This window comes from Mesorhizobium sp. 131-3-5 (genome assembly GCF_016756575.1).
In the GTDB taxonomy this organism is placed as follows: Bacteria; Pseudomonadota; Alphaproteobacteria; order Rhizobiales; family Rhizobiaceae; genus Mesorhizobium; species Mesorhizobium jarvisii.
Window position 1 is genome coordinate 1,432,171 of the sequence record NZ_AP023254.1, and the last position, 25,386, is coordinate 1,457,556.

The following is a 25,386-nucleotide window of genomic DNA, read 5'->3' on the forward strand; positions in this document are numbered from 1 at the left end:
TCCGGATTTTCTTCATCCGACAAAGCCCCGTCGAATCCGGCGGCGGCTCCGGCCGGTGGATGGCTCAAGTCCCTGATTCCGGGCGCAAACTCGGATCAGGCCACGGCCATCCGACGCGACTGCTTTTTGCAGTGCCGGCGACGCGTTACCGGGCTGACACGAAACTGTCATGCGACTGTAATAATCCAAGGCTATTGGCCTCAGCGGGCGCTGGTTAGCAGTGGCGCCGAGAGACCATCTTCCGAACAGGAGCAGGCCACATGAGACATTTCATCCGCTCGGCGGCCGTTGCGATCGCAATGGCTACAGCGTCTACCTTCACCCTTTCCGCAGCCATCGCAGCTGACCTTTCCGGCGCTGGTTCGACCTTCATCTATCCGGTGTTCGCCAAGTGGGCCGACACCTACAAGAAGGACACCGGCATCGGCCTCAACTATCAGTCGATCGGTTCGGGCGGCGGCATCAAGCAGGTCATCGCCAAGACCGTGACCTTCGGCGCCACCGACAAGCCGATGTCCGACGCCGATCTGGAAAAGAACGGCCTCGTGCAGTTCCCGATGGTGATGGGCGGCATCGTGCCGATCGTCAACCTGACCGGCGTCAAGCCGGGCGAACTCGTCCTCGACGGCAAGACGCTCGCCCAGATCTATCTCGGCGCCATCACCACCTGGGACGATGCCGCGATCAAGGCGCTGAACCCCGGCCTCACCCTGCCGTCGACCGCGATCGCCGTCGTGCATCGTTCGGACGGCTCGGGCACCACCTTCAACTTCACCAACTATCTGGTGAAGCTCTCGCCCGACTGGAAGGACAAGGTCGGTTCGGACACCGCCGTCGAATGGCCGACGGGCGTCGGCGCCAAGGGCAGCGAAGGCGTTGCCAACACCGTCAAGCAGACGGACGGCGGCATCGGCTACGTCGAATATGCCTATGCCAAGCAGAACAACCTGTCCTATTCCAAAATGCTGAATGCAGCCGGCAAGGTCGTCGAGCCGTCGCTCGAATCCTTCGGCGCGGCCGCTTCGAATGCGGACTTCAAGGGCGCCAAGAACTTCAACGTCATCATCACCAACGAGCCCGGCGACACCACCTGGCCGATCGCGGCCTCGACCTGGGTCCTGATCCACAAGGCTCCGGATGATGCCGCTGCCACTGGCGAAGCCCTGAAGTTCTTTGCCTGGGCCTACAAGGACGGCAAGGAAACCGCCAAGGCGCTCGACTATGTCTCGATCCCCGACAGCGTCGTCGACCTGATCAAGGCTTCGTGGAAGGCCGACATCCAGGCCGGCGGCAAGCCCGTCTACGTTGGCGAGTAACATCCTCCAAAGGAGCGCCGCGCCCGCGGCGCTCCTTTTCCTTCAACTGAAAGAGCCGAGCTTGACATGAGCGCTGTCCAGGAAGCCTTGCCAGCCGTTAGAAGTTCGCGCGATGCCACCGTTCGACGGTTCGCGCTGACCGACGCAATCTTCCATGCGACAACCCGCGCCGCCGCGATATTGGTGCTGGTTCTGCTCGGCGGCGTTGCGATCTCGCTGTTTGCCGGTTCCTGGCAAGCCCTGTCGACCTTCGGCTTTTCCTTTCTGACCAGCGAAAGCTGGAACCCGGTGACGGAGAAGTTCGGCGCCCTGGCACCGATCTACGGCACCATCATTACCTCGGCCATCGCCATCCTGATCGCCGTGCCGCTCGGTATCGGCATTGCCATCTTCCTCACCGAGCTTTGCCCGCGCCCGCTGCGGCGTCCGATCGGCATGGCGGTTGAACTGCTGGCCGGCATCCCTTCGATCATCTACGGCATCTGGGGCCTGTTCGTGCTGGCGCCGTTCCTGCAGACGACGGTGCAGCCCTTCATCATCAGCGTGTTCCACGGCATTCCCGGCCTCAACGGCCTGTTCGCGGGCCCTCCTTATGGCATCGGCCTGCTGACCTCGGCGATGATCCTGGCCATCATGATCCTGCCGTTCATCACCTCGATCACCAAGGACGTCTTCGATACGGTGCCGTCGGTGCTGAAGGAATCGGCCTATGGCATCGGCTGCACGACCTGGGAGGTCACGCGCCGGGTCGTCATTCCCTACACTCGCATCGGCATCATGGGCGGCATCATGCTCGCTCTCGGCCGCGCGCTCGGTGAAACGATGGCGGTGACCTTCGTCATCGGCAACGCGCACCGCATCTCGACGTCGCTGTTTGCGCCGGCAACGACCATCTCGGCGACCATCGCCAACGAATTCACCGAAGCGGTCGGCGATCTCTACACCTCCTCGCTGGTCGCGCTCGGCCTTATCCTGTTCGTTATCACCTTCCTGATCCTTGCCATCGCCCGCTACATGCTGATGCGCATCGACGCCCGCACGGGAGCCTGACCGATGTCGACCGCCGCATCGCTTCACCAAAGCCGCAAGCGCAAGAATGGCGTGATGATGACGCTGTGCGTCATCTCTGCCGGCATCGGCCTTGCCTGGCTGGCGCTGATCCTTGGCGCCTTGCTCTACAAGGGCCTGGCCGGCGTCTCCCTCTCGGTCTTCACGGAAATGACGCCGCCGCCCGGCGACGCCGGCGGCCTGCTCAACGCCATCTACGGCAGCATCGTGATGACCATCATCGGCATCATCGTCGGCACGCCGATCGGCGTGCTGGCCGGTACCTATATGGCCGAATATGGCCGCTTCTCGAAGCTCACCACGGTGGTGCGCTTCATCAACGACATCCTGCTGTCGGCGCCGTCGATCATCATCGGCCTGTTCGTCTATGAGCTTATGGTGCGGCCGATGGGGCATTTCTCGGCGATCGCCGGTGCCGTAGCACTCGCCATCCTGGTCATCCCCGTCGTCGTGCGCACCACCGAGGACATGCTCAACCTGGTGCCCAACGCCTTGCGCGAAGCCGGCACCGCGATCGGCGCGCCGCGCTGGGTGGTCATCCGCTCGGTTGCCTATCGCGCCGCGCTTTCGGGCATCGTCACCGGCATATTGCTGGCCATCGCCCGCATCTCCGGCGAGACCGCACCGCTTCTTTTCACGGCGCTGAACAACCAGTTCTGGTCGAGCAATCTCAACGCGCCGATGGCCAGCCTGCCTGTCACCATCTTCCAGTTCGCTCTCAGCCCCTATGAGGAATGGCAGCAGCTGGCCTGGACCGGTGCACTCATAATCACATTGACGGTTCTCGCGCTCAGCATCTTTGCGCGCAGCCTGACCGGACGCAGAGAGGACAAATGAGCCAGATGTTGTCTCCAGACATGACGATCGCCGCCGAGGCGGTGACCAAGGCCAAGATCGAGGTCAAGAACCTCAACTTCTACTACGGCCAGTCGAAGGCGCTGAAGGATATCACGCTGTCGCTGCCCGAGCGCAGCGTCACCGCCTTCATCGGCCCGTCGGGTTGCGGAAAGTCGACGCTGCTGCGCGTCTTCAACCGCATCTACGAGCTTTATCCCAAGCAGACCGCCGAGGGCCAGGTGCTGCTCGACGGCCAGAACATCCTCGACCGTTCGCAGGATCTCAACCTGCTGCGCACCAAGATCGGCATGGTGTTCCAGAAGCCGACGCCGTTCCCGATGTCGATCTACGAGAACATCGCTTTCGGCGTCAGGCTCTACGAGAAGATCAGCAAGGCCGAGATGGACGGCCGTGTCGAGCAGGCGCTCAAGCGCGCGGCGCTGTGGACCGAGGTCAAGGACAAGCTCAATGCCAGCGGCCTCAGCCTGTCGGGCGGCCAGCAGCAGCGGCTGTGCATCGCCCGCACCGTGGCGGTGAAGCCGGAGGTGATCCTGCTCGACGAGCCGGCCTCGGCGCTTGACCCGCTGTCGACCGCCAAGATCGAGGAGCTGATCGACGAGTTGCAGGCCGACTACACGATCGTCATCGTCACCCACAACATGCAGCAGGCGGCGCGCGTCTCGAAGCAGACCGCCTTCATGTATCTGGGCGAACTGGTCGAGTTCGACCGCACCGAGAAGATCTTCACGTCGCCTCGCGAGAAGCGCACGCAAGACTACATCACCGGCCGCTTCGGCTGATCGCACGCATACGAGGACCAGGATCATGGCCGAACACACAGTCGCAGCCTTCGACGAGGATCTCGGACAGATCAGCAGGCTGATCAGCGACATGGGCGATCTCGCCGGCTCGATGGTCGGCGGCGCCACCAAGGCACTGCTGAACTCCGACAATGCTCTCGCTCAGCGCGTCGTCTCCGACGACGCCATCATGGATGCGCGCCAGCGCGAACTCGACGACCGCGCCATCACGCTGATCGCCAAGCGCCAGCCGATGGCCGACGACCTGCGTCATGTCGTCGGCTCGATCCGCATGGCCGGCGACCTCGAACGCATTGGCGACCTTGCCAAGAACATCGCCAAGCGCGTCGGCACTGTCGGCCTCAGCGCCACGCCGCGCGACCTGTCGCATTCCATCGACGCCATGGCGCAGCTGGTGTTGATCCAGGTGCAGGGTGTGATCGAGGAGTATGCGGCGCGCGATGCCGCGGCACTGGCGAAGCTGCGCGCCGACGACGAGCGCATCGACGTCAAATACACCTCCGTCTTCCGCGAATTGCTGACCTATATGATGGAAGACCCGCGCAACATCACGGCTTGCACGCATCTGTTGTTTTGCGCCAAGAATCTCGAACGCATCGGCGACCATGTGACCAACATCGCCGAGAATGCGTACTATGTCCTGACCGGCACTCAACTGCCCGCCAACCGTCCAAAACAGGACGAGACGGCGATGTCGGCGCCGGCGGCCTGAGCGCAGGGGTAATCAATCGATGATCGCACCACGCATCATGGTGGTGGAGGACGAGGAGCCGCTCGGCGTGCTCCTCCGCTACAATCTGGAATCGGAGGGTTACCAGGTCGAGGTGGTGACCCGCGGCGACGAAGCCGAAATCCGCCTGCAGGAGAACGTGCCCGACCTCCTTGTGCTCGACTGGATGGTGCCGGCGGTGTCCGGCATCGAACTCTGCCGGCGCCTGCGAATGCGGCCCGAGACCGAGCGGCTGCCGATCATCATGCTGACCGCCCGGGGCGAGGAAAGCGACCGTGTACGTGGGCTCTCCACCGGCGCCGACGACTATCTGGTCAAGCCGTTCTCGACGCCGGAATTCATGGCCCGCGTCAAGGCGCTGCTGCGCCGCGCCAAGCCGGAAGTGCTGTCCAGCGTGCTCAAGGTCGGCGATATCGTGCTCGACCGTGAATCGCACCGGGTCTACCGCAAGAAGAGCGAGATCCGGCTCGGGCCGACCGAATTCCGCCTGCTCGAATTCATGATGCGGCACCCCGGGCGCGTGTTCTCGCGCAGCCAACTGCTCGACAATGTCTGGGGCGAGACGATCTACATCGACGAGCGCACCGTGGACGTGCATGTCGGCCGGTTGCGCAAGGCGGTCAACAATGGCCGCATGCCGGATGTCATCCGCACCATCCGTGGGGCGGGCTACGCGATCCGCGAGGATTGAGCACGACCTGACTCAGGCGACGTTTTTCTTCGCGGCAGGGCCTGCTTTCGTTTGCACGCCGGGCGCGAAAATCTCCTGGTCGACGAAGGTCAGCGCGCGCATGGCACAGCCTTCGCGGATCAGCGGCAGTTCGTTCGGCTCGGTGTCGAAGGAGATCGATTTCGAGTGCTGGCCGCCGGCGGTCTGGGCGATGGCCTCGCGCAATGCCGGCTCGATCAGGTCGAAGGCAGCGGCGCTGACGCCGACCATGGCGACGGGCGCGGGATCGATCAGCGCAAACAGGCTGCCGAGGCCGTAGCCGAGTGCCTCCCCGGCCTTGCGGTAGGCTTCGCGCTCGGGCCCGTCCCGTTCCCGTGCCGTCGCGGCCAGCGCCCGCATCTGCGCGTCGCTGACATCGGCCACCGGCTCGGTGTCCTCGCCGAGCTGCCTGGCGTTGCGCCAGATGGCGTAATTGCCGGCATAGGCCTCGACACAGCCGCGCCGCCCGCAGCGGCAGAGCGCGCCGCCCGGCCGGTGGATCATGTGGCCGAATTCGCCGCCTGAGGAATGGGTGCCAGTGAACAACTCGCCCTTCAGCACCAGCCCCATGCCGATGCCGTGCGAAAGCAGGATGGCGATGAAGTCGTCACGGTAGCGCTCGGGATCGCGCCAGCGCAGCGCCACCGCCATCATGTTGCAGTCGTTTTCCATGGTGGCGGGGATACCGAACTCGGCTTCGAGTATGTCTGCGAAGGCGATGTCGGTCTGCGGTGTGATCGGCGACCACAGCATCGCCCGGGCCTCGGTGTCGGTGATGCCCTGGATCGCCAGCGCGATGCGGGCGACGCTGCGTACGTCGATGTCGGGATCCTCGAGGCGCCGCCGCACTATGGCCACGCACTCGCCGATCAGCGCCTCGCGCGACATGGTCAGCGTGTCCAGCCGGCGCTGTTCCTCCGATATCACCTGGCCGGCATAGTCGATGACTGCGACCGATAGGAAATTCAGCGACAGCACCACGGTCATCACAGCCGCGGCCTCCGGATTGAGGCCGAGGCCGACCTGCGGCCTGCCGCGTTTCAGCGCGCCGGCCTCGCTCGGCTTGCCCTCGGCCAGGATGCCTTCACCGATCAGGTCGGAGGAAATCGCCGATATGGTCGAATGGCTGAGGCCGGTGGTCGCTGCGATCTCGGTGCGCGAGGGCCGGCCGGCCCGGCGCACGGCCGCGATCACCATCGCGCGGTTGCGCCGGCGCAGATCGTCGTGGCGGATTCCGACCGACATGTTTTTTCACATCCTCCCGGTCGCCGCGGTTCTTCCGGTCCTCCCTCGAACGCTGCCGGCGACACGGTCAAATACTGGCAGAAGCGGCCTGTGCTGTCATTTATTTATTGCGAAGCTCGAAAAAAATTCAGAGGGACATCAAAATCCATCAGAATCGTTGTTGACAGCGTTCCGGTGTTGGATCAGTGTTTTTTCGAGGCTCGAAAAAATAGGGCCTTTGTGCCGGCCTTAGGGCCAGTTTGGTCGCGCCATACGCGGCGCAGGGAGGAATATCATGAAGAGATTCACAGCCGCCATCCTGGCGGGTGTCGCCATGTCGCTGACGCTTGCGTCGGTCGCGCAGGCGAAGGACAAGGTCATCGGCGTTTCGTGGTCCAACTTCCAGGAAGAGCGCTGGAAGACCGACGAGGCCGCCATGAAGAAGGCGATCGAGGCCGCCGGCGACAAGTACATTTCCGCCGATGCGCAGTCCAATCCTGGCAAGCAGCTTACCGATGTCGAGAGCCTGATCTCGCAGGGCGCCAATTCGCTGATCATCCTGGCCCAGGATGCCTCGGCCATCGGCCCGGCCGTGCAGAAGGCGCTGGACGAAGGCATTCCGGTCGTCGGCTATGACCGCCTGATCGAGAACAAGGACGTCTTCTACCTGACCTTCGACAACAAGGAAGTCGGTCGCTTGCAGGCCAGCGCGGTGTTCAAGGCCAAGCCGGAAGGCAACTATGTCTTCATCAAGGGCTCGGGCGCCGATCCGAACGCCGACTTCCTGTTCGCGGGCTCGATGGAAGTGCTCAAGGCTGCCATCGACAGCGGCAAGATCAAGAATGTCGGCGAGGCCTATACAGACGGCTGGCTGCCCGCCAACGCCCAGAAGAACATGGAGCAGTTCCTGACCGCCAACGACAACAAGGTCGACGCGGTCGTCGCGGCCAATGACGGCACCGCCGGCGGCGTCGTCGCGGCGCTGACGGCGCAGGGTCTTGCCGGCACCGTGCCGGTTTCGGGTCAGGACGGCGACCATGCCGCGCTGAACCGCATCGCGCTTGGCACCCAGACCGTGTCGGTGTGGAAGGACGCGCGCGAACTCGGCAAGAACGCCGCCGAGATCGCCTCGCAGCTGGCCGACGGCAAGAAGATGACCGACATCGCCGGTGTGAAGGACTTCACGACGCCCGGCGGCAACACCGTCAAGTCGCTGTTCCTGACCCCGGTGGCCATCACCAAGGACAATCTCAACGTCGTCATCGACGCCGGCTGGATCAAGAAGGACGAAGTCTGCGCGGGTGTCGCCGCCGGCAGCGTCGCCGCCTGCAACTAAAATGGCGCAATACCGTTCGATATCGACGCCGCGGCCCAAAAGCCGCGGCGTTTCTCAAGGGGCTTCCCGCTTCAAATGACCGCGGAAAGCAAATAGCATCCATGTTCGGTACCCGCGCCAGACGGTAAACCGGTGGGAGGATAGCATGACCGACACGACCTCTAATCAACCGGTCGGCAGCACTACAGCGGACAAGGCGCGTGCATCCGAACTCAGCGCCGTCGGACGGTTCCTCAAGGCTACCGAGCTCGATACGCGCATGCTCGGCATGGTCGGTGCACTGCTGGTCATCTGGGTCGGCATCCATATCCTGTCGGGCGGGCTTTTCCTGACACCGCGCAATCTGTGGAACCTGTCGGTGCAGACCTCGTCGGTCGCGATCATGGCGACCGGCATGGTGCTGGTCATCGTCATGCGCAACATCGACCTCTCGGTTGGATCCGTCGAAGGCGTGATCGGCATGATCATGGGCGTGGCGCAGGCTGAATTCCTCATCCGCGTCGTCGGTTTCCAGCTTGGAAACCCCTGGCTCTGGATCATCGCGCTGGCGGCTGGCGTGGCGCTTGGTCTCCTGATCGGCGCGTTCCAGGGCTTCATCATCGCCTATATGGAGGTTCCGGCCTTCATCGTGACGCTGGGCGGCCTGCTGGTCTGGCGCGGCATGGCATGGCTGATCACCAGCGGGCGCACGGTCGCGCCGCTCGACACGACTTTCCAGCTGATGGGCGGCGGACCACGCGGCTCGATCGGCGCCACCGCCAGCTGGATCGTCGGTGTCGTCGCCTGCGTGGCGGTCGCCTTCATGCTGCTCAATGGCAGGTCGCAGCGCAAGCGGTTCCACTTTCCGCTGCGCCCTGTCTGGGCCGAGACCTTGCTTGGCGTGGTTGCCTGCGCCGCTATCCTTGGCGCCGTCTGGATCGCCAATTCCTATCCATGGCCGATCGGCATCGTGCGCCAGTATGCCCAGCAGAACGGCATTACCGTTCCCGAAGGCGGGCTGTACATCGCGCATGGCATTGCCATACCGGTGCTGATGGCGGTGGCCGTCGGCATCATCATGACCTTCATCACCAAGCGCACGCGTTTCGGCCGCTACGTCTTCGCTATTGGCGGCAATCCGGAGGCGGCCGAACTAGCCGGCATCAACACCCGCTGGGTGACCATGAAGGTGTTCATGATCATGGGCGTGCTGGCGGCGGTCAGCGCGGCGATCTCGTCGGCCCGGCTCAACGCGTCGACCAATGCGCTGGGCACGCTGGACGAGCTTCTGGTCATCGCCGCCGCCGTAATCGGCGGCACGTCGCTCGCCGGCGGTTCCGGCACCGTGATGGGCGCCATGCTGGGCGCGCTTCTGATGCAGTCATTGCAGTCGGGCATGGTGCTGCTCGGCATCGACTCGCCGCTGCAGAGCATTGTCGTCGGCGCCGTGCTGGTCATCGCGGTGTGGCTCGACACCGTCTATCGCAAGCGGGTTTAGGGGAGAAACGATCATGGCCGACAAAATCGCTCCCGCAACTGCCCCCACAACTGCGGCCCCTGGCACGCCGCTGATCGACATGCGCAACATCTCGATCGCCTTTGGCGGCATCCGCGCCGTCGACGATGCCTCGATCGATCTTTTCCCCGGCGAGGTCGTGGCGCTGCTCGGCCATAACGGCGCCGGCAAATCGACGCTGATCAAGATCCTGTCAGGCGCCTACAAGCGCGATGCCGGCCAGATATTCGTCAATGGCGAGGAGGCTTCGATCTCCAACCCGCGCGACGCCAAGAAATACGGCATCGAGACCATCTACCAGACGCTCGCCTTGGCCGACAACGTCGACGCCGCCGCCAATCTGTTCCTCGGCCGCGAGCTGATGACCGGCTGGGGCACGCTCGACGACGTTGCCATGGAGGCCGAGGCCCGCAAGGTGATGGGCCGGCTCAATCCGCGCTTCCAGCGCTTCAAGGAGCCGGTGATCAAGCTGTCGGGCGGCCAGCGCCAGTCGGTGGCGATCGCGCGCGCGATCCTGTTCAACGCCCGCATCCTGATCATGGACGAGCCGACGGCAGCCCTTGGTCCGCAGGAGACGGCGCAGGTCGGCGAACTGGTCAAACAGCTAAAATCCGATGGTATCGGCATCTTCCTGATCAGCCATGACATCCACGACGTCTTCGAGCTGGCCGACCGGGTCTGCGTGATGAAGAACGGCCAGGTCGTCGGCACCGCGCGCACCACCGATGTTACCCAGGACGAAGTGCTCGGCATGATCATCCTGGGCAAATGTCCTCCGGGCGCCATCCCGGGGCCGGGCGCGCTGAAGATCGCCGCCTGAGGCCTGCCGACCGCCCGAAATGCGCTGATCGGCATGGCCGGTTGCCGCTCACGTGATATGCCAGTGATCGCGATGGCTTGGCCTTGCCATTGTGTTGGCCTGACGACTTGCCCATAAAGGTCCGGTATTGCTCATGGACCGCATCATCCGTTGAAGAAACTTTTTCCAATCGTTGCGTTCATCGCCGTAGCGCTGATCAGCATGACCATGGCGGGGTTCGCCTATTTCGCGACGCAGGAAGCCTCCCGCATCAAGTTCGAAGCGGCGGCCGACGACGCGCTCAACCGGATCGAGAGCCGTATCGATCTGCATTTGTCGCTGCTGCGGTCGACACAGGCCCTGTTCGACGCCCGCAATGGAGATATCTCCCACAGCGAGTTCAAGGCGTTTTTCAACGCGCTGGACATCGACAACAATTTCGCCGGCCTGCGGGGCATCGGATTCCTAAGACTCGTCAAGACGGGTGACGAGGCGGCGGCCGAACGCGATATCCTGCACGATTTCGGCGCCAGCCATCCGATCTATCCGGAGACGACGCAGCCCTGGCGCACGCCCATCATGCTCTTCGAGCCGCTGGATCCGTCCAACCAGACGGGCATCGGCTACGACATGTTCAGCGAACGAGTGCGGCGCGCGGCGATCGAGCAGGCGATGGCCGACGACAAGCAGCACGCGAGCGGGCTGGTGCAACTGGGCCAGGGCACAGGCGCGACACAGACCTTCCCCGGCTTCCTGGTTTTCGTGCGGCTCAACGTCGAAACCGCGCCAGAGGTCATCAACGCATCGCGATCCTCGACCGCGGGCTTTCTCTATGCGGCCTTCCGGGCGCGGGATCTTTTCCAGATCGCGCTCAGTCGCGCGCCGCTGCTGCCGGTCAACACCGAGATCTATGACGGCGCGGTGAGCGGCGACAATCTCTTGTTCCGGTCGGAGACCCCGCCGGCCTCCGCCTTTGGCGACCGGCTGCTGGTCACCCGCAAGCTCACGGTAGCCGGCCGCCCGTGGACGGTGCTGTTCCGGCCGACCAGCGCGTTCTCGCAGCCGTCGTCGCGCGCCATCCCTGTGATGCTGGGGCTGTTCGGCCTGCTCGCGGCGGGCGCCATCGCGCTGGTGGCGCGCTATCAGGAGCGCGCCTATGAGGCGGCCTCGCGCCTGCACGAGACGACCGAAAAGAGCCTGCTCGAAAAAGACCTGATGCTGCAGGAGATGAAGCATCGCATCAAGAATTCGATCACCCGGGTGCTGGCGATCGCGCGGCAGACGGCGTCGCGGGCGACCGACGTCAACGAGTTTTCGGCGTCTTTTTCGGCCAGGCTGCAGGCGATGGCCGCCTCCCAGGACATGCTGACGCGCTCGCGCTGGCAGAAGGCCGATCTCGCCGACCTCCTGCGCATCGAGCTTGGCCAGGTGTTCGGCAAGGACCTCCCCGAGGGGTTGTTGTCGGGACCGGAGGTGCTGCTCGACGAGACCACGACGCAGGCGCTTGGCTTGACCTTCCATGAGCTGGCGACCAATGCGCTCAAATATGGCGAAGCCGGCAATTCCGCCAATTCGCTCAGGAGCGACTGGGCGCTCAAGGTCGAGTGGTCGGTGGAAGGGCGCGGGCGGGAGCGGACGCTGGCTCTGAACTGGCGGGAGGCCGGAAAGAAAAAAGTCGAGGCGCCGGCCGAGACCGGATTCGGCACCAAGCTGATCGACCTCAACGTCACGCGTGAACTGCGCGGCACGATCAAGCGCGATTTTCAGGCCGACGGTCTGAAGGTGGAAATCAAAATTCCGCTGACAGGCTGAGACGAATATTCAGGCCGACAGCAAATGGCACGCCCATACGTGCAAAATCCGGAGGCCGGCGAACCGGCCTCCGGATCGAAGTTTCGACTATCGCCGAATCAGTTGCAGCGGGCCGTGTAGATCCGGCCGCGATGATCGCGATACTGGCAGTAACCATTGCGCAGGTTGCGCACCAGCAGGCCGGAACCGGCACCGACAGCCGCACCGATCAGCGCGCCCTTGCCGCCGCCGACCAGACCGCCGATGCCGGCGCCAATCAAGCCGCCGCCAACCACGTCCTGCTCGGTCGAGGTGCAGCCGCTGAGAGCGGCAACCGCAACCATGGCAATAATCATCTTCCGCATAGAGTCACTCCTCACTTTGTGTCCACACTTTGGTAAGCTCCAGCAGCCATTTAGCATGAAATGACGGCCTTTGCTGCGCGAATTTATTCTTGGCTAAGATAGTCTTTTTCTGGGCGCGCCGCATTCGATGCCATGACAAGGCTGGAAATGGCAAGAGAGGCGTCGAGGCTGCCGTCGGGAAGCACCTTCCAGACGACCTGGTCGTAGTCATCCTCAAGTGCTGGATCGACAGCGAGACATCTGGCGACGATGTGCTGCGCCTGCCCCTGCACGTCGCCCATGGCAAACGGCCGTTCGGCGGTGCATTCGTCGGCGGTTTCGAAAATGCTCACCGGCACCTGCAGCTCACGACAATCGGTCATCGAGTTGCTGCAGCCGATGACAAGCAACAATGCAGCGATGTGTTCCATGGCGACATGTCCTCTCGCCTCAACAACGGCCCGTATCGGCCAAAAGTTCCTGAGCGGTCGGGGTGAGATGCGAATAATGCCGGCGCTGAACCGGTTAACAGCGCGCACTGTTGTCAGCAGGGGTTCGGTCAGGGCAGCTGGAACATAGCGATGAGGAGAATTGTCGAGGCCGCCGCCAGGACGATGCCCCACAGCAATGTGTGATGCGGCGAGCTAAGCGGTTCCGCGGATGCTTCGGGATCCTGGAATTCGCCCATCGAAACACGGGCAGCCTGTTCCAGTCTGTTCATGTCGGCGACCGCCAAGCATTCCTCCCACACCGTGCCGCAACCCAGCGGATTGCAGCGGCATCTGGGAAAAACAGCATCCGCCCTTATGGTGAACAGCCGGTTAAGGATCGTTGATTGCGGCCAGAGCCGGATGATTTCTGGTCGGATCGACCTGAAATCTGAATCCGCCTCTAAATCAAAGAGATAGCGCAAGATATCTGGGCAAACGGTCTCCCTTTGTCCAGACATCACGCTCTAGTCGTTCACTGCGTCTCGAAATTGCTGTGTGGGACGACAAGACGGTATTCAAGGCGGCCGTCCGCGATGTCGAGGCTTGCGGTTCCGCTCAGGGATGCCGGCACCACCCGCTCCAGCGCGACGCTGCCGAAACGCTTTTGGCTCCCTCGGCCGCCATTGGTTCCTATGGCTTCGGCCCATGTCAGCGAGAGTGTGACCTCGCCAGGGGCGATGATCTCGAGATTGGCGGTCACCTCGACGAATCCATCCGGTCGGGACAGGGCGCCGTAGCTGACCGAGTTGACTGCGAGTTCATGCATCGCCAGGCCGATATGCAGTGCGGCATTGGGATTGAGATAGGGGTTGGCGCCCCGGAGGCGAAGGCTATGCGATGTGTTCGTGCCATAGCGGCCGACCTGGCTCGTCACCAATTCATGAAGCGCCGCACCTCGCCAGTTGGAAGATGTCACCAGATCCTGGGAGGAGGAAAGCGACTGCAGCCGGCCGCGAAAGCGCGTGAGGAAGTCGCCGATGCCGTCGGAATAGCGACCGGTCTGCGTCGCGATGCTCTGGATGATCGCCAGCAGATTCTTCGAGCGGTGGCTGACCTCGCGCAGCAGCGTCGTCAGCGTCTGTTCGCGCCGCTTCTGCTCGGTCGTCTCGACCATGGTGGTGACGACACCTTGCACGTCGCCGGCGTCGCCGCGGTCGGCATCGACCCAGACCTGGAACCAGCGTACGCCGTTTTCGACAGGAACACTGATCTCAAGGCGCTCCGGGTTGCCGGTGGCGACCACGTCGCGCTTGGCGGTGCTGATGCGGTCGGCCTGCGCCATCGGCAGGATGCCATTGCCGTCGGAGTTGTCTGAAATCCAGGGCGCGCGCATGTTGCGGGCCCAGACGGTTTTCATGTCGCGATCCTGATAGAGGACGGAAATGCCGGCATTGTGCAGTGCGTGAAGAAGAGCCCGGCCAAGCTGCATGCCACTTTCGGCCGGATGCATGGCGATGACTTCGTCGCTCCGTGCGCCTTCCGTCTTATCTGCAGTCCTGGAACGCATCGGTCGATCTGTCCACCCAACTCACGCTGAACGGCTCACTATGAAATGGGTTCCCAAATGAAGTTTCCGAGGAGCCATCCCCCCAAAAACGGTCCGCCGGACGGTCTCCTTTGAAGGATACCGCCCGGCGGTGGCTGGAAACCGTTTGAGGGGTGCGGCTTCCAGTGTTCGCTCGGAGAAGCGTTCGCCTCACGCCCGTCTAAACAGGCCGGCCAGGAGCGAAATGACCAGGAAGGCGAGAAAGATGAAGAACAATATCTGCGCTATGCCGGCGGATGTACCGGCGATGCCGCCGAAACCAAGCGCGCCGGCGATAATCGCCACAACGAGAAATACGAGCGCCCAGTAAAGCATGGTTCATCTCCTTCCGAATGCTGCAGGGAAAACGTGGGTGGGTGCGGTTTGTTCCACCCTTTGCCGAAAAAGGCGATGCTTGCAAACCGTTAGAGCAACTCCAGGAAAAGTGTGAACGATTTTCCCGGGAAAGCGCGTCGCGCGTTCCCCTTGGGAATTGCGTCAAAACAACAACTTAGAGCAGCTCGACGTTTCCCTGACACGGTGAACTGCTCGAGGCAAAGCGCCTCGAAATTCGCGACGGATGGGTCCGGTTTGGCAAAAAAACCGCCCGACGCATTCGCATCGGGCGGCCTTTGGGTTTGGCTTTCCCGGCTGGAAAGGCAGCGACTTATGCGGCGGCCTTCGCCTGACGATCGAAGAACAGCGCCTGGCTGATCAGTGCCTTGACCATGTCGGGATTGAACGGCTTGGTCACCAGGAAGGCCGGTTCGGGGCGTTCGCCGGTCAGGAGGCGTTCGGGAAAGGCAGTGATGAAGATCACCGGCACAGAGGTTGACGACAGGATCTCGTTGACCGCCTCGATGCCCGAACTGCCGTCGGCGAGCTGGATGTCGGCCAGCACCATCTTCGGCCGCGTCTTGCCGAACATCGTCACCGCTTCGGCGTGCGTGCGCGCGGTTCCAACGACACGATGGCCGAGGCTCTCGACCATCTCCTCTATGTCCATGGCGATCAGCGGTTCGTCCTCGATGATGAGCACATCGGTCGCCACCTGGCGGGAAATCTCGTTGCTTGCCTGGGCAAGCAGCTCGGAGAATTGCTGGTCGCCGACGTCGAGGATCTCGGCTGCCTCGTCCTCGCTGAAACCCTCGACGGCAACCAGCAGGAAGGCCTGGCGCGGAAGGGGCGCGATGGCGTTGAGATTGGCGGCGGCGCGCTGTTCCCACGCCGATTGGGCCTGCTCCTGCGGCACGCGGATGGCGACGGACGTGAAAAGCTTGGCGAAGACCTTGTACAGAGCGATACGGTCGCTCGATGCTTCGGGGAAGATGTCGACATCGGCGATGATGGCCTCAAGCATCGCAGCGACCAGCGCGTCGCCGCTCTCTTGCGATCCCGAGACGGCGCGCGAAAAGCGGCGCAGGAACGGCAGGTGCGGTGCGATGGTAGCGGATAAACTCATGATAAGACGTCTCCCTCAGTATGACGCGATTGCCCGGATTGCAGGTCAAGCTGATTGCAAGCCCCGCTAATACAACGCGGGTTTTCTCAAAAAGTTCCGGCCGATATGGAACGAAAAGCCGATAACGGCGTTTTGCGGTCGGGATGGGCAACCAGACGAGGGAGCCGCTTGCCTTGTGTCGAGTTGAGTATGAGCGGCCTAGTGCTGGGAATATAAGGGCGAAATGAAGGATATGACGAAAGATATTTTGGCTGGCGCCGAGGGCAGGCGCCGGAACGGCGTCGGTGACCCGCTCGGGGCCAACTCCGAAATCGGGCGCAAACTCAAACAATATTATGACGAGCTGGTCTCTGACGATGTGCCGGATCGCTTTGCCCAGCTGCTCAGCCAGCTGGAACAGGCCGAACCCGCACAGAAGAAGGACTGAGCCATGGCAGCGGTCTCCCAAGGCTTCAAGACCGATCTGCTTGGGGCAATCCCGAGCTTGCGTGCCTTTGCCGTGTCGTTGACGCAGAATGCCGACAAGGCCGACGACCTCGTTCAGGAAACGCTGGTCAAGGCCTGGGACAAGCATGAGAGCTTCCAGCCCGGCACCAACCTCAAGGCATGGCTTTTCACCATCCTGCGCAATGAATTCTATTCGCAGATGCGCAAACGCGGCCGCGAAGTGCAGGACAGCGACGGCATCATGACGGCCAGGCTCGCGGTGCATCCGGCCCAGCACGGCCAACTCGATCTCAAGGACTTTCGTGGCGCTCTCGAGCAGTTGCCAGAAGACCAGCGCGAGGCCATCATCCTCATCGGCGCATCGGGCTTTTCCTATGAGGAGGCCGCTGAAATCTGCGGTTGCGCGGTCGGAACGATCAAGAGCCGCGTCAGCAGGGCGCGCACGCGCCTGCAGGAGATTCTCAAGATTTCCGGCGAGGACGAATACGGTCCCGATGCGATCTCGGCCCAGGTCACGGGGACTGCGGCGCATTGACGTGAGATCCGGGTAGCGGACCCGGATCGATCTCACCCCGGAGAGCCGCGTCCATAGGCCAGCGCCACCGCTTCGACGAGATCTTCGCCCGAATAAGGCTTGGTGACGAGCTTCACCCCTGGAAAGGATGCCTTGATCTCGTCCGCATCGGAATAGCCGGAGGCAAACACGAAAGGCACGCCTGTCTCACGCAGGCCGGCGGCGAATTCGAGCGTCGAGGTGCCGCCCAGCATCAGATCGACGATGGCCGCGTCGAATTGCGTTGCCACCTTTCGGCCATCGATCTCGGCCAGGTCGCGGGCAACCACCACCTCGCCGGCGCCGTGGTCGCGGCAGAGCTGCTCGACATCCATGGCGATGAGGAATTCGTCCTCGAGGACGAGAATTCGCAATCCGTCAAGCAAATTGGGCACGGTAGTGGCTCCTTGAAACGCCGGGAGTCATGATCGCAATTCGGCGCGCTGTCATTTAAAAAAGACATGGCCCTAGCGCGGAACTCCGATCCTGGCAAAACGTTTTAGACATACCTGCTGACCGGCAGGCTTTCGAAGAGGGGTCGAAATGCCAGGCCAGAATGGGCGCTCCCTATCGAGTCGACAATATCCTTGCGAGAAGTGCCCTTTGCGGCCATTGCCGGTTTTCCGCGAGTTCGAAAAGCAGGAGCTGGCCTTCATCAGTACCTTCAAGAAAGGGGAACTGGCGGTCGACAAGGGCGCCACGGTCATCGTGGAAGGAAGCCACAGCGCTCATCTCTACACGGTACTGTCCGGCTGGGCGTTCCGCTACAAGCTGTTGCCGGACGGTCGCCGGCAGATCCTCAACTACCTCATGCCCGGCGATCTCATCGGCCTGCAAGGCAGCGTCATGGGGGAAATGCAGCATTCCGTCGAGGCCCTGTCGCCAATGCTGCTTTGCGTCTTCGAGCGCGACAGTCTGCATGAACTCTACCGCAACCATCCGGGTCTTGCCTACGACATCACCTGGATCGCGTCACGCGAGGAACGCATGCTGGACGAGAACCTGCTAAGTGTCGGCCGCCGCAGCGCGATCGAGCGCGCCGCCTATCTGATTGCCTTCATCGGCAGCCGTGCCAAGGTCGTGGGGCTGAACGGCAAGCAATCCATCCAGATTCCGATTACGCAACAACATATCGCCGACACGCTCGGCCTTTCGCTGGTTCACACCAACAAGACGATCCGCAAGCTGATGGATCGCAAGCTGATTCTCTGGCGCGATGGTGGTTGCGAGGTGGTCGATGCGGAAGGGCTCAAGCAACTCGCCGGCTGGGAAGGGCTGGGCGAGGGGCGTCGCCCGCTGATCTGAGACGCGTTTCTGGCCATGGATTGGCGATTGGTGCGCACGCGCACGTTTTCGGCTAGAGCAGTGTTTCACGGAGATAGCGAACTGCTCTATCTCTTTGTTTTGACGCAACTCCGGACGGAAAACCGTTTCACACTTTTCCTGGAGTTGCTCTAGTTTGTCCCAATGCCGGAACCTTGAGGCGCAAGGCGCGTTTGAAATCGAGCAATCACAAGGAGTTAAGCAATGGCAACCGCCGCAGGAAAGAGCGCCAACGAGGCGCGGGCGAATTCGGACCTCGAAGCCGACATCAGGCAGTTGAAGGCGGATATCGACAAGCTCACCAAGCAGTTGGCCAAAACCGGCGAACACGGCTATGGCACTGCCCGCCGCGCGGCCACCGAGGGCGTTGAGCAATTGCGCGCGCAGGGCGAAGCGGCCTTCGACAGCCTGCGCGGCAGTGCCAAGGACATCGAGGCGCAGTTGCTGGCAAATGTCCGCGAGAAGCCGGTGACGTCGCTGGCGATCGCCGCCGGCGTCGGCTTCCTCTTCGCGCTACTCGCACGTCGCTAGTTCCCCAAATGGGACTGTTGGCATCCCTGCTCTCGGGTTTCGCCTCGGGTGAAACCGTGGCCGCCATACGTCGCGCACGTACGGCGGCCATCGTCTATGCGATTGTCGCTTTGGCGGCATTGTGCGGGCTCGGCTTCCTGGTCGGGGCAGCCTATATCTGGGCCGCCGCCCGCTATGGATCGTTCGCCGCCGCGCTTGGCTTCGGTGTCGGTTTTCTGGTGATCGCCGGGCTCGTTCTCCTGGTCCATCGTTTGACGTCGGGCGCCCGTGCCCGCCGCGAGTCAAGGCGGCGCAGTGCTGACATGAAGGCGCTCGGCATCACGGCTGCACTCGCCGTGCTGCCGACCTTGCTCAAGGGAAAAGGTGGCCTCGGTGTCCTTCTGGGCCCGGCCGTGGCGCTCGCCGCCTATGCCATCTACCGCGAGAATGTGAAGCCCGACGATCCGGATGCCGGCGAGGGGAAATAACGCCCCGGCCTGGGATCAAAGATCCGTCACTTGGACAGATCTTCCAGCGGCATCGATATTTCGGCGAACACGCCTTCCGGCCGGAATTCATGGGTCACTTCGCTTGAAATGACCTTGGCCAGGCTGCGGCGGATGAGGATCGAGCCGAAGCCGTGGCGCTCCGGCGGGGCGACTGCAGGGCCGCCGCTTTCGCGCCAGGTCAGCACCAAGCGCCGGTTGCCCTTCCTGCCTTGTGTCTTCCAGCCGAGATCGACCTTGCCCGATGCAATCGACAGCGATCCATGTTGCAGCGCGTTGTTGGCCAGTTCGTGCAGGATAAGCCCGAGCCCGACGGCCTGGTCCGGCGACAGCAAGAGATCGGCGCCGGAGACCGTGATACGCGGCTGGTCGGCGGTGTCGAACGGCCTGATCTCGATCTGGGCGAGTTCGCGGATGCCGATGCCGCGCCACTCGCGGTCGGACAAAAGGTTGTGGGCGATGCCCAGCGCCTGAAGCCGGGCGCCGAAGGCATCGAGGAATTCGCTGGGCTGGCGGGCATGACGCACGGTCTGCGTCGCCAGCGCCTGGACGGTCGCCAGCGTGTTCTTGACGCGGTGGTTGAGCTCGCGCAGCAGAAGCCGCTGCCGCTCCTCGCCGAGCTTGCGTTCGGAGATGTCGTAGTTGACGCCGAAGATCAGCGTCGGCTTGCCATCGCCGTCGCGCTCGATGACGCGGCCGCGCGTGGCCACCCAGCGCGGCGGATGAAAGCCCTTCACCCGGTATTCGCCGAAATAGTCGTCGCTGCCGGACAGGGCATCGCGAAAGCGGGTTTCGGTCTGGTAGACATCGCGCGGGTCGATGGCGGTCAGGATGTCGCGCGCCCGCAGCCGGGTGGAGCGCGGCAGGTTGAACAGTTCCGATAGCCGGACATCGCATTCGATCATGTCGGTGCGGATGTCCCATGCCCAGCTGGCGAGCGAAGCCGCGTCGAGCGCGATGGCGCGCCGCTTTTCCTCGCGCGCCAGGGCTGCTTCGGCAATGGCGCCGCTGCGGGTGGCGTCCTTCAAGGTGAACAGGCTGGCGGCGAGGCCGGCCAGCGTCTTCAACTGGTCGAGCTTTGCCCCGGAAGGATAGGCGTGCGGTTTGCGGTCGAGCACGCACAGCGTGCCGATCCTGGCGCCTGCCACCACCATCGGCGCGCCGGCATAAAAGCGCACATGATGTTTGCCGGTGACCAGCGGGTTGGTTCTGAAGCGCGGGTCCGTCGTTGCGTCCGTCACCACCATGGGCTCGTCGCCGGCGGCGATGGCATGGGCGCAGAAAGAGATGCCGGTCGCGGTTTCGGTCTCGTCGAGGCCAAAGCACGACTTGAACCATTGCCGCTCGATGTCGACGAGTGTGACAAGGGCGGTGGGCGCCTGCATCACGGCCGCGGCAAGGCTGGTGATGCGGTCGAAATCCGGATCAGCCGCCGTATCGAGCATCTCCAGCCCGTGCAGCACGGCCAGCCGGTCTTCGGCATTGACCGCCAGCGCCACCTCGGCCGGCAGGCTCGCTCGTATTTCTACCTTGTTATCCACCCCAAACCCCAAATGCCCATGCCGGTCTTCGCCGTCCTGCCGACGCACCGGCCCGTGACAAGCTTGCCTCCCGGAACCATCCTAGCGAGGAACCGTTACCCGACCGTGATTTGCCGAGTGCGCCGACGGGCGCAAAACGAAACAGGGACCGGCCATGACCAAGATCATTCCCGAGGACAAAGCGCGGCAGGGGCGGTGGGGCTGGCATGGCCTGCGCATCTTGATCGCCGGGCTGCTTCTGGCCTTTGCGGCCTGGGGCATCGCCGAAATCTATGGTGAGGTGGTCAAGACACCGGCGACGCAGCAAGAAAGCGCGCCGGGCGGCTAGATTTTCGGCCGTCATGGTTGGAGATTGCATCAGGCGGCCTTTGCCTCGGCGATGCTGGCCGGCACCAGGACATTCAGCGCGCCGGGCTGGATTTCGATCGTCGTCTCACGCTCGAGCCTGACCAGTTCGCCATCCATGACGGCGCGGAACTTTCTGCTGCCGGAATGGATTTTCAGGACGGTGCGGTCAGCCTGGTGAATCTCGACATGTTCGTTGTCGCGCCATTTGCCGCGCGCCACGTTGAATAGGAATTTCACCAGTTCGGCGCGCTGTTGCGCCACCGTGACGTAGATGCCGAGCACGCCGCCCGAAGGATTGTCCGCATAGGGCAGATGGCCTTCACCGAACAGATTGTTGGTGACGCCGATGCCTGAGATGCGCGCCGTCATCTCGGCCTTGCCGATAGCGAGCGTGACGTTCATCGCCGGCGGGTTCTTGATTGTCGCCCATGCCGCCTTGGCCGAAGCGCCGATCTTGCCCAGGCGCGAGCCGAATTCCATTCCCTGACGCAGTTGCACCATCTTCGCATGCATGCCGATCGAGAATTGATGAACGAAGGGACGGCCATTGGCGGTGGCCATGTCGACGGCGATGATCTCACCGTCGGCGAAGGATTTCAGCGCGGCATCGAGCGACTGCGGAATGCCGAGGCCACGCGCGAACAAGTTCATGGTGCCGGCCGGCAAGATGGCAAGCGCCTTTTTCTTGCCCATCAGTCTCGCGGCCGCCGCTGAAATGGTTCCGTCACCGCCACCCGCCAGCACGACATCGACGGCGCGGCGCGAGGCGGCGCTGTCGAGGCTCTCCACGACGTCCTTGCCGGCAACCACTTCGATACTCAGCGAATGGCCTGCCGTTTCCAGCGTCTGGCGCATCCTGTCGGAGAAGGCGGCGAGGTCGGTGGTGCGCAAGGTGCCGCCATCCCGGTTCAGCACCGCTGCAAATTTCATGCCCCGCTCCGTTATGTCAGTCCTAAACGGGCCAGGACGAACCCAGCCGCAGGCTGAAACGTGGCGATGCAGGAAAGGTTCCGTTCGAAACGGCGCAATTCAGCGCGTGTTCATCAGCGCCCGCGCAACTGCTGCGTGTTTTTCCTGTGCGAAATCCACGCCAGTTTTGTCGGAACAACGGCATGGTCACGACGTTGTGAACCCGTGGAGATGCCACGCCCGATCTTCCCAGCGACGGTTCAATCGGGCGCGGCGTGCATGAAATCACGCACCAGGAGAGACTACCATGATACGCACCCTTTTAGCCACGACCGCACTCGCAACGTTGATCGCGACGGGCGCGCTCGCGCAAAGCGGCACGACCCCTGCTCCAGCCAACCCACCTGCCGTTCAGGAGCCGGCCACGGCCGCTCCGGTGCCGCGCGCTGAAGGCAGCATCGTCACCAACATCATCGGCGAATCTGTCTATAACGGTACCGGCGATGATGCCGAGAACATCGGCAAGGTCACTGATGTCGTCTTCGACAAGGACGGCATGGCCAAATCCGTCGTCATCGGCGTCGGAGGCTTTCTGGGCGTCGGGGCGAAGAATGTCGCCTTCGACTACGACAAGCTGCAATGGGCCGAAAAGAACGGCGACCGTTGGCTGGTGGCCCAGACAAGCAAGGACGAACTGACGGCGCATCCGGAGTTCGACAGCAAGCCCTACGGGCCTGCGCCGGCTCCTGCCACTTCCACCGACGCGGCAGCACCGAAAGCGCCTGCGACGACGGATACCGCACAGGCTCCTGCAGCCGCTCCGGCCGAGCCGATGAAGCGCGCCGACGGCAACCTCGCCACCAACATCATTGGTGAGACTGTCTACAACGGCACCGGCGACGACGCGCAGAACATCGGCAGCGTAAACGACATCGTGCTGTCCAAGGATGGCAAGGCCGAATCGCTGGTGATCGGCGTCGGCGGCTTCCTCGGCCTCGGCGCTAAGAACGTCACCTATGATTTCAACAAGGCCCAGTGGGCGGAGAAGAACGGCGACCGCTGGCTGGTGGCGCAGACCACCAAGGAAGAGCTGCAGGCGCAGCCGGATTTCAACCGCAAGGCCTATGATCCGGTGCCGGCAACCACGGCATCCAATGAGCCGGCGGCAACAGCTCCAGCCGCGACCACGGCTCCTGCCGCCGCGACTGCGGACAAGACGGCCGAAGCACCGGCGGCTACAGCCCCTGATGCCACCGCTCCTGACCAGACACAGACCGCAGCCATCGACAAGTCGACGCTGACCGAGATGCCGATTGGCGAAATCAGAGGTGAAGATCTGAAGGGCGCGACGGTCTATGGCGCCAATGACGCCAAGGTCGGCGAGATCGGCGATGTTGTGCTGACGCCCGATAAGAAGACGGATGCGGTGATCGTCAATGTCGGCGGCTTCCTCGGCATCGGTGAGAAGGAGGTTGCGGTCGGCCTGGATAATCTGAAGTTCATGACCGACAAGAACGGCAAGAAGTATCTCTACACCACCTTCACCAAGGAACAGCTCGAGGCGCAGCCTGCCTATGATAAGGGCAGCTATGCCGAGAAGCGTGACCAGCAGCGCCTGATTGTGAAGTAGGGCAGTAGGGCAGTAGGGCAGTAGGGCAGTAGGGCAGTAGGCAAGCCCTATTCCCTACTGCCTATTCTCTTGCTCACATGTCCTACCACGCCATTCTCCGTCAGCTCCGCCAGCGCCAGCGACTGGTCGAGATGTTCGGCCCGCCAGGCGAGAAGCCGTTCGGCGAATTGCAGGCGGGTGGATAGATGCGCAGGGCTGGTGGCGAGGTTGGTCAGTTCGCCAGGGTCTGCCTCGACGTTGAAAAGCAGGGGTGGCAAGCCGCCGCCAAAATGCACGTATTTGAATTTTTTGGTGCGGATGACCGCCAGGTTGCACTGGCGCGAGGCAATGCCGAAATGCGCTTCGGCGTCGCCGTCCGCGATCGAGCGGAAATCGAACTCCCAATGCGCGGAGTCACGCCAGGTGGCGGGGCTTCCGCCGCTCAGGAATGGTTTCAGCGAGCATCCGTCGAGATGCTGTTCGGGGGGCTCGCCAAGCAGGTCTATAAGCGTGGGCAAGATGTCTACCGCTTCGGTGAAGCGATCGACCGTGCTGCCGGCCGCCTTGCGATGCCGCGGGTCGCGAATGATCAGCGGGATGTGGTAGCTGCCGTCGAAGTAGCCGCCCTTGCCCAGCGCGTAATGGTCACCCATCATCTCGGCGTGGTCCGAGGTCAGCACAATGATGGTGTCGTCCCACGCGCCTGAAAGCTTGAGCGCCTGCCATATCAGGCCAAGCTGAGTATCGACCTCCGAGATCATGCCGTAATAAATCGCCCGGATACGGCGGAAATCATCCTCGCTCCAGTCGTGCACCTTGCCAGCGGCGCCGGGGCGGAAATTCGCGCGATACCGCCGGCTGAGATCATAAGCGAGATAGGGATGGCCCTGCGCTTCGGCCCGCCAGCTTTCCGCCCGGTGAAAGGCCGGGCCGTCGGCCGGATCGTATAGCGTGTTGTAGGGCTCCGGCACGATGAAGGGCGGGTGCGGACTGATGAAGGACAGATGCGCGAACCAGGGCGTGGCCTGTTCCTGCTCGCCGAGCCAGCGGATGAACTCACCGGCAAGGAAGGCCGTCGGCGTATGGTCCTTCGAATAGATTGGCGGCGCCTCGGTCACGGTGTCATCGTCTTCCTCGCCTGCAGGACGATGGATGTCAGGAGATCCGGCACTGGCATCAATACCCTGCTGCTTCAGCCAAGAGAGCCACTGCTTCTGATGCTCGGGCAGCAGCTGGCGTACCGTGAATCCCGGCAGCACGCCTTCATAGCTTCTCAGCCTTGGATCACCTGAGCTCAGCAGGCGCGGGTCGAGCGACACGTCGGTGTAGCCGAACAGCGTCGGATCGTAGCCGATGCTGCGCGCGTGCTGCGCGATGTTGCCATGACGGGCGTCCAGCGGTGAGCCGTTGCGGCAGACGCGGTTGTTCATCTGGTAGAGGCCGGTGTAAAGGCAGGCACGCGCCGGCGAGCAAGGGGCCGCGCCGCCATAGTGCTGCTTGAACAGCACGCCCTCGGCGGCCAGCGCGTCGGCATTCGGCGTCCTCACCACGGGATGGCCGGCGGCCGACAGGCAATCACCGCGCCATTGGTCGCAAGTGATCAGGAGAACGTTCGGGCGCCTGGCTTTTCCTGTCACTCGCGATACCTTTCGCTGCATGGTCGAATGCCATTCATGGAACCGATTTCCGGGA

Annotated in this window: 28 protein-coding genes; 17 read left to right on the forward strand and 11 right to left on the reverse strand. The window is 63.0% G+C overall.

The genetic code is table 11. From position 1 onward, the window contains the following. Positions 1–260: 260 nt before the first annotated feature. The 6 genes from pstS to phoB all read left to right on the forward strand — a co-directional run bounded on the left by pstS (position 261) and on the right by phoB (position 5,463). Entirely contained in the window at positions 261–1,316 is a 1,056-nt protein-coding gene (pstS, locus tag JG747_RS07040) for a phosphate ABC transporter substrate-binding protein PstS (RefSeq protein ID WP_083246445.1), read from the forward strand. Positions 1,317–1,382: 66 nt separating this feature from the next. After that, complete coding sequence (gene pstC, locus JG747_RS07045; RefSeq protein ID WP_019861606.1) at positions 1,383–2,366, forward strand: phosphate ABC transporter permease subunit PstC; 984 nt, start codon at positions 1,383–1,385, stop codon at positions 2,364–2,366. Positions 2,367–2,369: 3 nt separating this feature from the next. After that, positions 2,370–3,221 (forward strand): phosphate ABC transporter permease PstA, encoded by an 852-nt coding sequence (gene pstA / locus JG747_RS07050; RefSeq protein ID WP_019861605.1) that lies wholly within the window; start codon positions 2,370–2,372, stop codon positions 3,219–3,221. Continuing rightward, on the forward strand, positions 3,218–4,021 hold the full coding sequence (pstB, locus tag JG747_RS07055; protein WP_020629059.1) for a phosphate ABC transporter ATP-binding protein PstB: 804 nt from the start codon (positions 3,218–3,220) through the stop codon (positions 4,019–4,021). The genes pstA and pstB overlap by 4 nt, the downstream gene beginning before the upstream one ends. Before the next feature lie 25 nt (positions 4,022–4,046). Continuing rightward, a complete protein-coding gene (gene phoU, locus JG747_RS07060; protein ID WP_010911897.1) occupies positions 4,047–4,754 on the forward strand; it encodes a phosphate signaling complex protein PhoU in 708 nt (235 codons plus the stop codon). A 19-nt stretch (positions 4,755–4,773) separates the two neighbouring features. Beyond that, the gene (gene phoB, locus JG747_RS07065; RefSeq protein ID WP_010911896.1) at positions 4,774–5,463 is read left to right on the forward strand and encodes a phosphate regulon transcriptional regulator PhoB; all 690 of its coding nucleotides are present in this window, start codon (positions 4,774–4,776) and stop codon (positions 5,461–5,463) included. A gap of 12 nt (positions 5,464–5,475) precedes the next feature. Here phoB and JG747_RS07070 read toward each other — a convergent pair whose 3' ends face one another. Beyond that, complete coding sequence (locus tag JG747_RS07070; protein WP_202361450.1) at positions 5,476–6,726, reverse strand: ROK family protein; 1,251 nt, start codon at positions 6,724–6,726, stop codon at positions 5,476–5,478. Between the two features lie 274 nt (positions 6,727–7,000). Between JG747_RS07070 and xylF the strand changes: the two genes are divergently transcribed. The 4 genes from xylF (at position 7,001) to JG747_RS07090 (ending at position 12,147) form a co-directional block, all read left to right on the forward strand. Beyond that, positions 7,001–8,041 (forward strand): D-xylose ABC transporter substrate-binding protein, encoded by a 1,041-nt coding sequence (xylF, locus tag JG747_RS07075; RefSeq protein WP_019861602.1) that lies wholly within the window; start codon positions 7,001–7,003, stop codon positions 8,039–8,041. 145 nt (positions 8,042–8,186) lie between these two features. Next, positions 8,187–9,518 carry a sugar ABC transporter permease gene (locus JG747_RS07080; protein WP_069090310.1) on the forward strand — a complete coding sequence of 444 codons (1,332 nt, stop codon included), beginning with the start codon at positions 8,187–8,189 and terminating at the stop codon, positions 9,516–9,518. A 13-nt stretch (positions 9,519–9,531) separates the two neighbouring features. After that, on the forward strand, positions 9,532–10,356 hold the full coding sequence (locus JG747_RS07085; protein ID WP_019861600.1) for an ATP-binding cassette domain-containing protein: 825 nt from the start codon (positions 9,532–9,534) through the stop codon (positions 10,354–10,356). Between the two features lie 150 nt (positions 10,357–10,506). After that, positions 10,507–12,147: a CHASE domain-containing protein gene (locus JG747_RS07090; RefSeq protein WP_019861599.1), complete on the forward strand. Its 1,641-nt coding sequence runs from the start codon at positions 10,507–10,509 to the stop codon at positions 12,145–12,147. Between the two features lie 98 nt (positions 12,148–12,245). On the opposite strand, the gene JG747_RS07095 is transcribed toward JG747_RS07090, so the two are convergent. The 6 genes from JG747_RS07095 to JG747_RS07120 form a co-directional block, all read right to left on the reverse strand. Beyond that, on the reverse strand, positions 12,246–12,491 hold the full coding sequence (locus JG747_RS07095; protein WP_019861598.1) for a YMGG-like glycine zipper-containing protein: 246 nt from the start codon (positions 12,489–12,491) through the stop codon (positions 12,246–12,248). A gap of 83 nt (positions 12,492–12,574) precedes the next feature. Then, positions 12,575–12,901, reverse strand: coding sequence for a hypothetical protein (locus JG747_RS07100; RefSeq protein ID WP_027047471.1), 327 nt, complete (start codon positions 12,899–12,901; stop codon positions 12,575–12,577). Positions 12,902–13,029: 128 nt separating this feature from the next. After that, a complete protein-coding gene (locus JG747_RS07105; RefSeq protein WP_202362398.1) occupies positions 13,030–13,383 on the reverse strand; it encodes a hypothetical protein in 354 nt (117 codons plus the stop codon). A gap of 50 nt (positions 13,384–13,433) precedes the next feature. Then, complete coding sequence (locus JG747_RS07110; protein ID WP_019861595.1) at positions 13,434–14,468, reverse strand: sensor histidine kinase; 1,035 nt, start codon at positions 14,466–14,468, stop codon at positions 13,434–13,436. Positions 14,469–14,657: 189 nt separating this feature from the next. Next, positions 14,658–14,822, reverse strand: a complete 165-nt coding sequence (locus JG747_RS07115) for a DUF1328 domain-containing protein (protein WP_010911886.1) — start codon at positions 14,820–14,822, stop codon at positions 14,658–14,660. A gap of 331 nt (positions 14,823–15,153) precedes the next feature. Continuing rightward, complete coding sequence (locus JG747_RS07120; protein ID WP_064990804.1) at positions 15,154–15,948, reverse strand: response regulator; 795 nt, start codon at positions 15,946–15,948, stop codon at positions 15,154–15,156. Positions 15,949–16,171: 223 nt separating this feature from the next. Between JG747_RS07120 and JG747_RS07125 the strand changes: the two genes are divergently transcribed. Together JG747_RS07125 and JG747_RS07130 are read left to right on the forward strand one after the other, a co-directional pair. Continuing rightward, entirely contained in the window at positions 16,172–16,375 is a 204-nt protein-coding gene (locus tag JG747_RS07125; protein ID WP_019861594.1) for a NepR family anti-sigma factor, read from the forward strand. Positions 16,376–16,378: 3 nt separating this feature from the next. After that, positions 16,379–16,930, forward strand: a complete 552-nt coding sequence (locus JG747_RS07130; RefSeq protein WP_010911883.1) for an RNA polymerase sigma factor — start codon at positions 16,379–16,381, stop codon at positions 16,928–16,930. A 32-nt stretch (positions 16,931–16,962) separates the two neighbouring features. On the opposite strand, the gene JG747_RS07135 is transcribed toward JG747_RS07130, so the two are convergent. Continuing rightward, a complete protein-coding gene (locus JG747_RS07135) occupies positions 16,963–17,283 on the reverse strand; it encodes a response regulator (RefSeq protein ID WP_051112925.1) in 321 nt (106 codons plus the stop codon). A 208-nt stretch (positions 17,284–17,491) separates the two neighbouring features. Between JG747_RS07135 and JG747_RS07140 the strand changes: the two genes are divergently transcribed. From JG747_RS07140 to JG747_RS07150, 3 genes are all read left to right on the forward strand, one after another. Next, complete coding sequence (locus JG747_RS07140; protein ID WP_202361451.1) at positions 17,492–18,253, forward strand: Crp/Fnr family transcriptional regulator; 762 nt, start codon at positions 17,492–17,494, stop codon at positions 18,251–18,253. A gap of 222 nt (positions 18,254–18,475) precedes the next feature. Next, entirely contained in the window at positions 18,476–18,802 is a 327-nt protein-coding gene (locus JG747_RS07145; RefSeq protein WP_019861589.1) for a DUF883 family protein, read from the forward strand. 8 nt (positions 18,803–18,810) lie between these two features. Further along, positions 18,811–19,269: a hypothetical protein gene (locus JG747_RS07150; protein ID WP_202361452.1), complete on the forward strand. Its 459-nt coding sequence runs from the start codon at positions 18,811–18,813 to the stop codon at positions 19,267–19,269. Positions 19,270–19,295: 26 nt separating this feature from the next. On the opposite strand, the gene JG747_RS07155 is transcribed toward JG747_RS07150, so the two are convergent. Further along, positions 19,296–20,828, reverse strand: coding sequence for a sensor histidine kinase (locus tag JG747_RS07155; protein WP_202361453.1), 1,533 nt, complete (start codon positions 20,826–20,828; stop codon positions 19,296–19,298). Between the two features lie 154 nt (positions 20,829–20,982). Here JG747_RS07155 and JG747_RS07160 point away from each other — a divergent pair, with 154 nt between their 5' ends. Beyond that, the gene (locus tag JG747_RS07160) at positions 20,983–21,156 is read left to right on the forward strand and encodes a hypothetical protein (RefSeq protein ID WP_019861585.1); all 174 of its coding nucleotides are present in this window, start codon (positions 20,983–20,985) and stop codon (positions 21,154–21,156) included. Between the two features lie 29 nt (positions 21,157–21,185). On the opposite strand, the gene JG747_RS07165 is transcribed toward JG747_RS07160, so the two are convergent. Continuing rightward, positions 21,186–22,106 carry a diacylglycerol/lipid kinase family protein gene (locus JG747_RS07165; RefSeq protein ID WP_202361454.1) on the reverse strand — a complete coding sequence of 307 codons (921 nt, stop codon included), beginning with the start codon at positions 22,104–22,106 and terminating at the stop codon, positions 21,186–21,188. Positions 22,107–22,392: 286 nt separating this feature from the next. Between JG747_RS07165 and JG747_RS07170 the strand changes: the two genes are divergently transcribed. Then, positions 22,393–23,715 (forward strand): PRC-barrel domain-containing protein, encoded by a 1,323-nt coding sequence (locus JG747_RS07170; RefSeq protein WP_019861584.1) that lies wholly within the window; start codon positions 22,393–22,395, stop codon positions 23,713–23,715. 47 nt (positions 23,716–23,762) lie between these two features. Here the strand turns inward: JG747_RS07170 and JG747_RS07175 are convergent, their stop codons facing one another. Then, positions 23,763–25,331, reverse strand: coding sequence for an alkaline phosphatase family protein (locus JG747_RS07175; protein WP_202361455.1), 1,569 nt, complete (start codon positions 25,329–25,331; stop codon positions 23,763–23,765). Positions 25,332–25,386 lie beyond the last annotated feature (55 nt).

Coding starts and splice junctions, on each gene's coding strand:
- pstS (WP_083246445.1), top strand. CDS start 261: ATGAGACATTTCATCCGCTCGGCGGCCGTTGCGATCGCAATGGCTACA.
- pstC (WP_019861606.1), top strand. CDS start 1,383: ATGAGCGCTGTCCAGGAAGCCTTGCCAGCCGTTAGAAGTTCGCGCGAT.
- pstA (WP_019861605.1), top strand. CDS start 2,370: ATGTCGACCGCCGCATCGCTTCACCAAAGCCGCAAGCGCAAGAATGGC.
- pstB (WP_020629059.1), top strand. CDS start 3,218: ATGAGCCAGATGTTGTCTCCAGACATGACGATCGCCGCCGAGGCGGTG.
- phoU (WP_010911897.1), top strand. CDS start 4,047: ATGGCCGAACACACAGTCGCAGCCTTCGACGAGGATCTCGGACAGATC.
- phoB (WP_010911896.1), top strand. CDS start 4,774: ATGATCGCACCACGCATCATGGTGGTGGAGGACGAGGAGCCGCTCGGC.
- JG747_RS07070 (WP_202361450.1), bottom strand. CDS start 6,726: ATGTCGGTCGGAATCCGCCACGACGATCTGCGCCGGCGCAACCGCGCG.
- xylF (WP_019861602.1), top strand. CDS start 7,001: ATGAAGAGATTCACAGCCGCCATCCTGGCGGGTGTCGCCATGTCGCTG.
- JG747_RS07080 (WP_069090310.1), top strand. CDS start 8,187: ATGACCGACACGACCTCTAATCAACCGGTCGGCAGCACTACAGCGGAC.
- JG747_RS07085 (WP_019861600.1), top strand. CDS start 9,532: ATGGCCGACAAAATCGCTCCCGCAACTGCCCCCACAACTGCGGCCCCT.
- JG747_RS07095 (WP_019861598.1), bottom strand. CDS start 12,491: ATGCGGAAGATGATTATTGCCATGGTTGCGGTTGCCGCTCTCAGCGGC.
- JG747_RS07100 (WP_027047471.1), bottom strand. CDS start 12,901: ATGGAACACATCGCTGCATTGTTGCTTGTCATCGGCTGCAGCAACTCG.
- JG747_RS07110 (WP_019861595.1), bottom strand. CDS start 14,468: ATGCGTTCCAGGACTGCAGATAAGACGGAAGGCGCACGGAGCGACGAA.
- JG747_RS07115 (WP_010911886.1), bottom strand. CDS start 14,822: ATGCTTTACTGGGCGCTCGTATTTCTCGTTGTGGCGATTATCGCCGGC.
- JG747_RS07120 (WP_064990804.1), bottom strand. CDS start 15,948: ATGAGTTTATCCGCTACCATCGCACCGCACCTGCCGTTCCTGCGCCGC.
- JG747_RS07125 (WP_019861594.1), top strand. CDS start 16,172: ATGAAGGATATGACGAAAGATATTTTGGCTGGCGCCGAGGGCAGGCGC.
- JG747_RS07130 (WP_010911883.1), top strand. CDS start 16,379: ATGGCAGCGGTCTCCCAAGGCTTCAAGACCGATCTGCTTGGGGCAATC.
- JG747_RS07135 (WP_051112925.1), bottom strand. CDS start 17,283: ATGGATGTCGAGCAGCTCTGCCGCGACCACGGCGCCGGCGAGGTGGTG.
- JG747_RS07140 (WP_202361451.1), top strand. CDS start 17,492: ATGCCAGGCCAGAATGGGCGCTCCCTATCGAGTCGACAATATCCTTGC.
- JG747_RS07145 (WP_019861589.1), top strand. CDS start 18,476: ATGGCAACCGCCGCAGGAAAGAGCGCCAACGAGGCGCGGGCGAATTCG.
- JG747_RS07150 (WP_202361452.1), top strand. CDS start 18,811: ATGGGACTGTTGGCATCCCTGCTCTCGGGTTTCGCCTCGGGTGAAACC.
- JG747_RS07160 (WP_019861585.1), top strand. CDS start 20,983: ATGACCAAGATCATTCCCGAGGACAAAGCGCGGCAGGGGCGGTGGGGC.
- JG747_RS07165 (WP_202361454.1), bottom strand. CDS start 22,106: ATGAAATTTGCAGCGGTGCTGAACCGGGATGGCGGCACCTTGCGCACC.
- JG747_RS07170 (WP_019861584.1), top strand. CDS start 22,393: ATGATACGCACCCTTTTAGCCACGACCGCACTCGCAACGTTGATCGCG.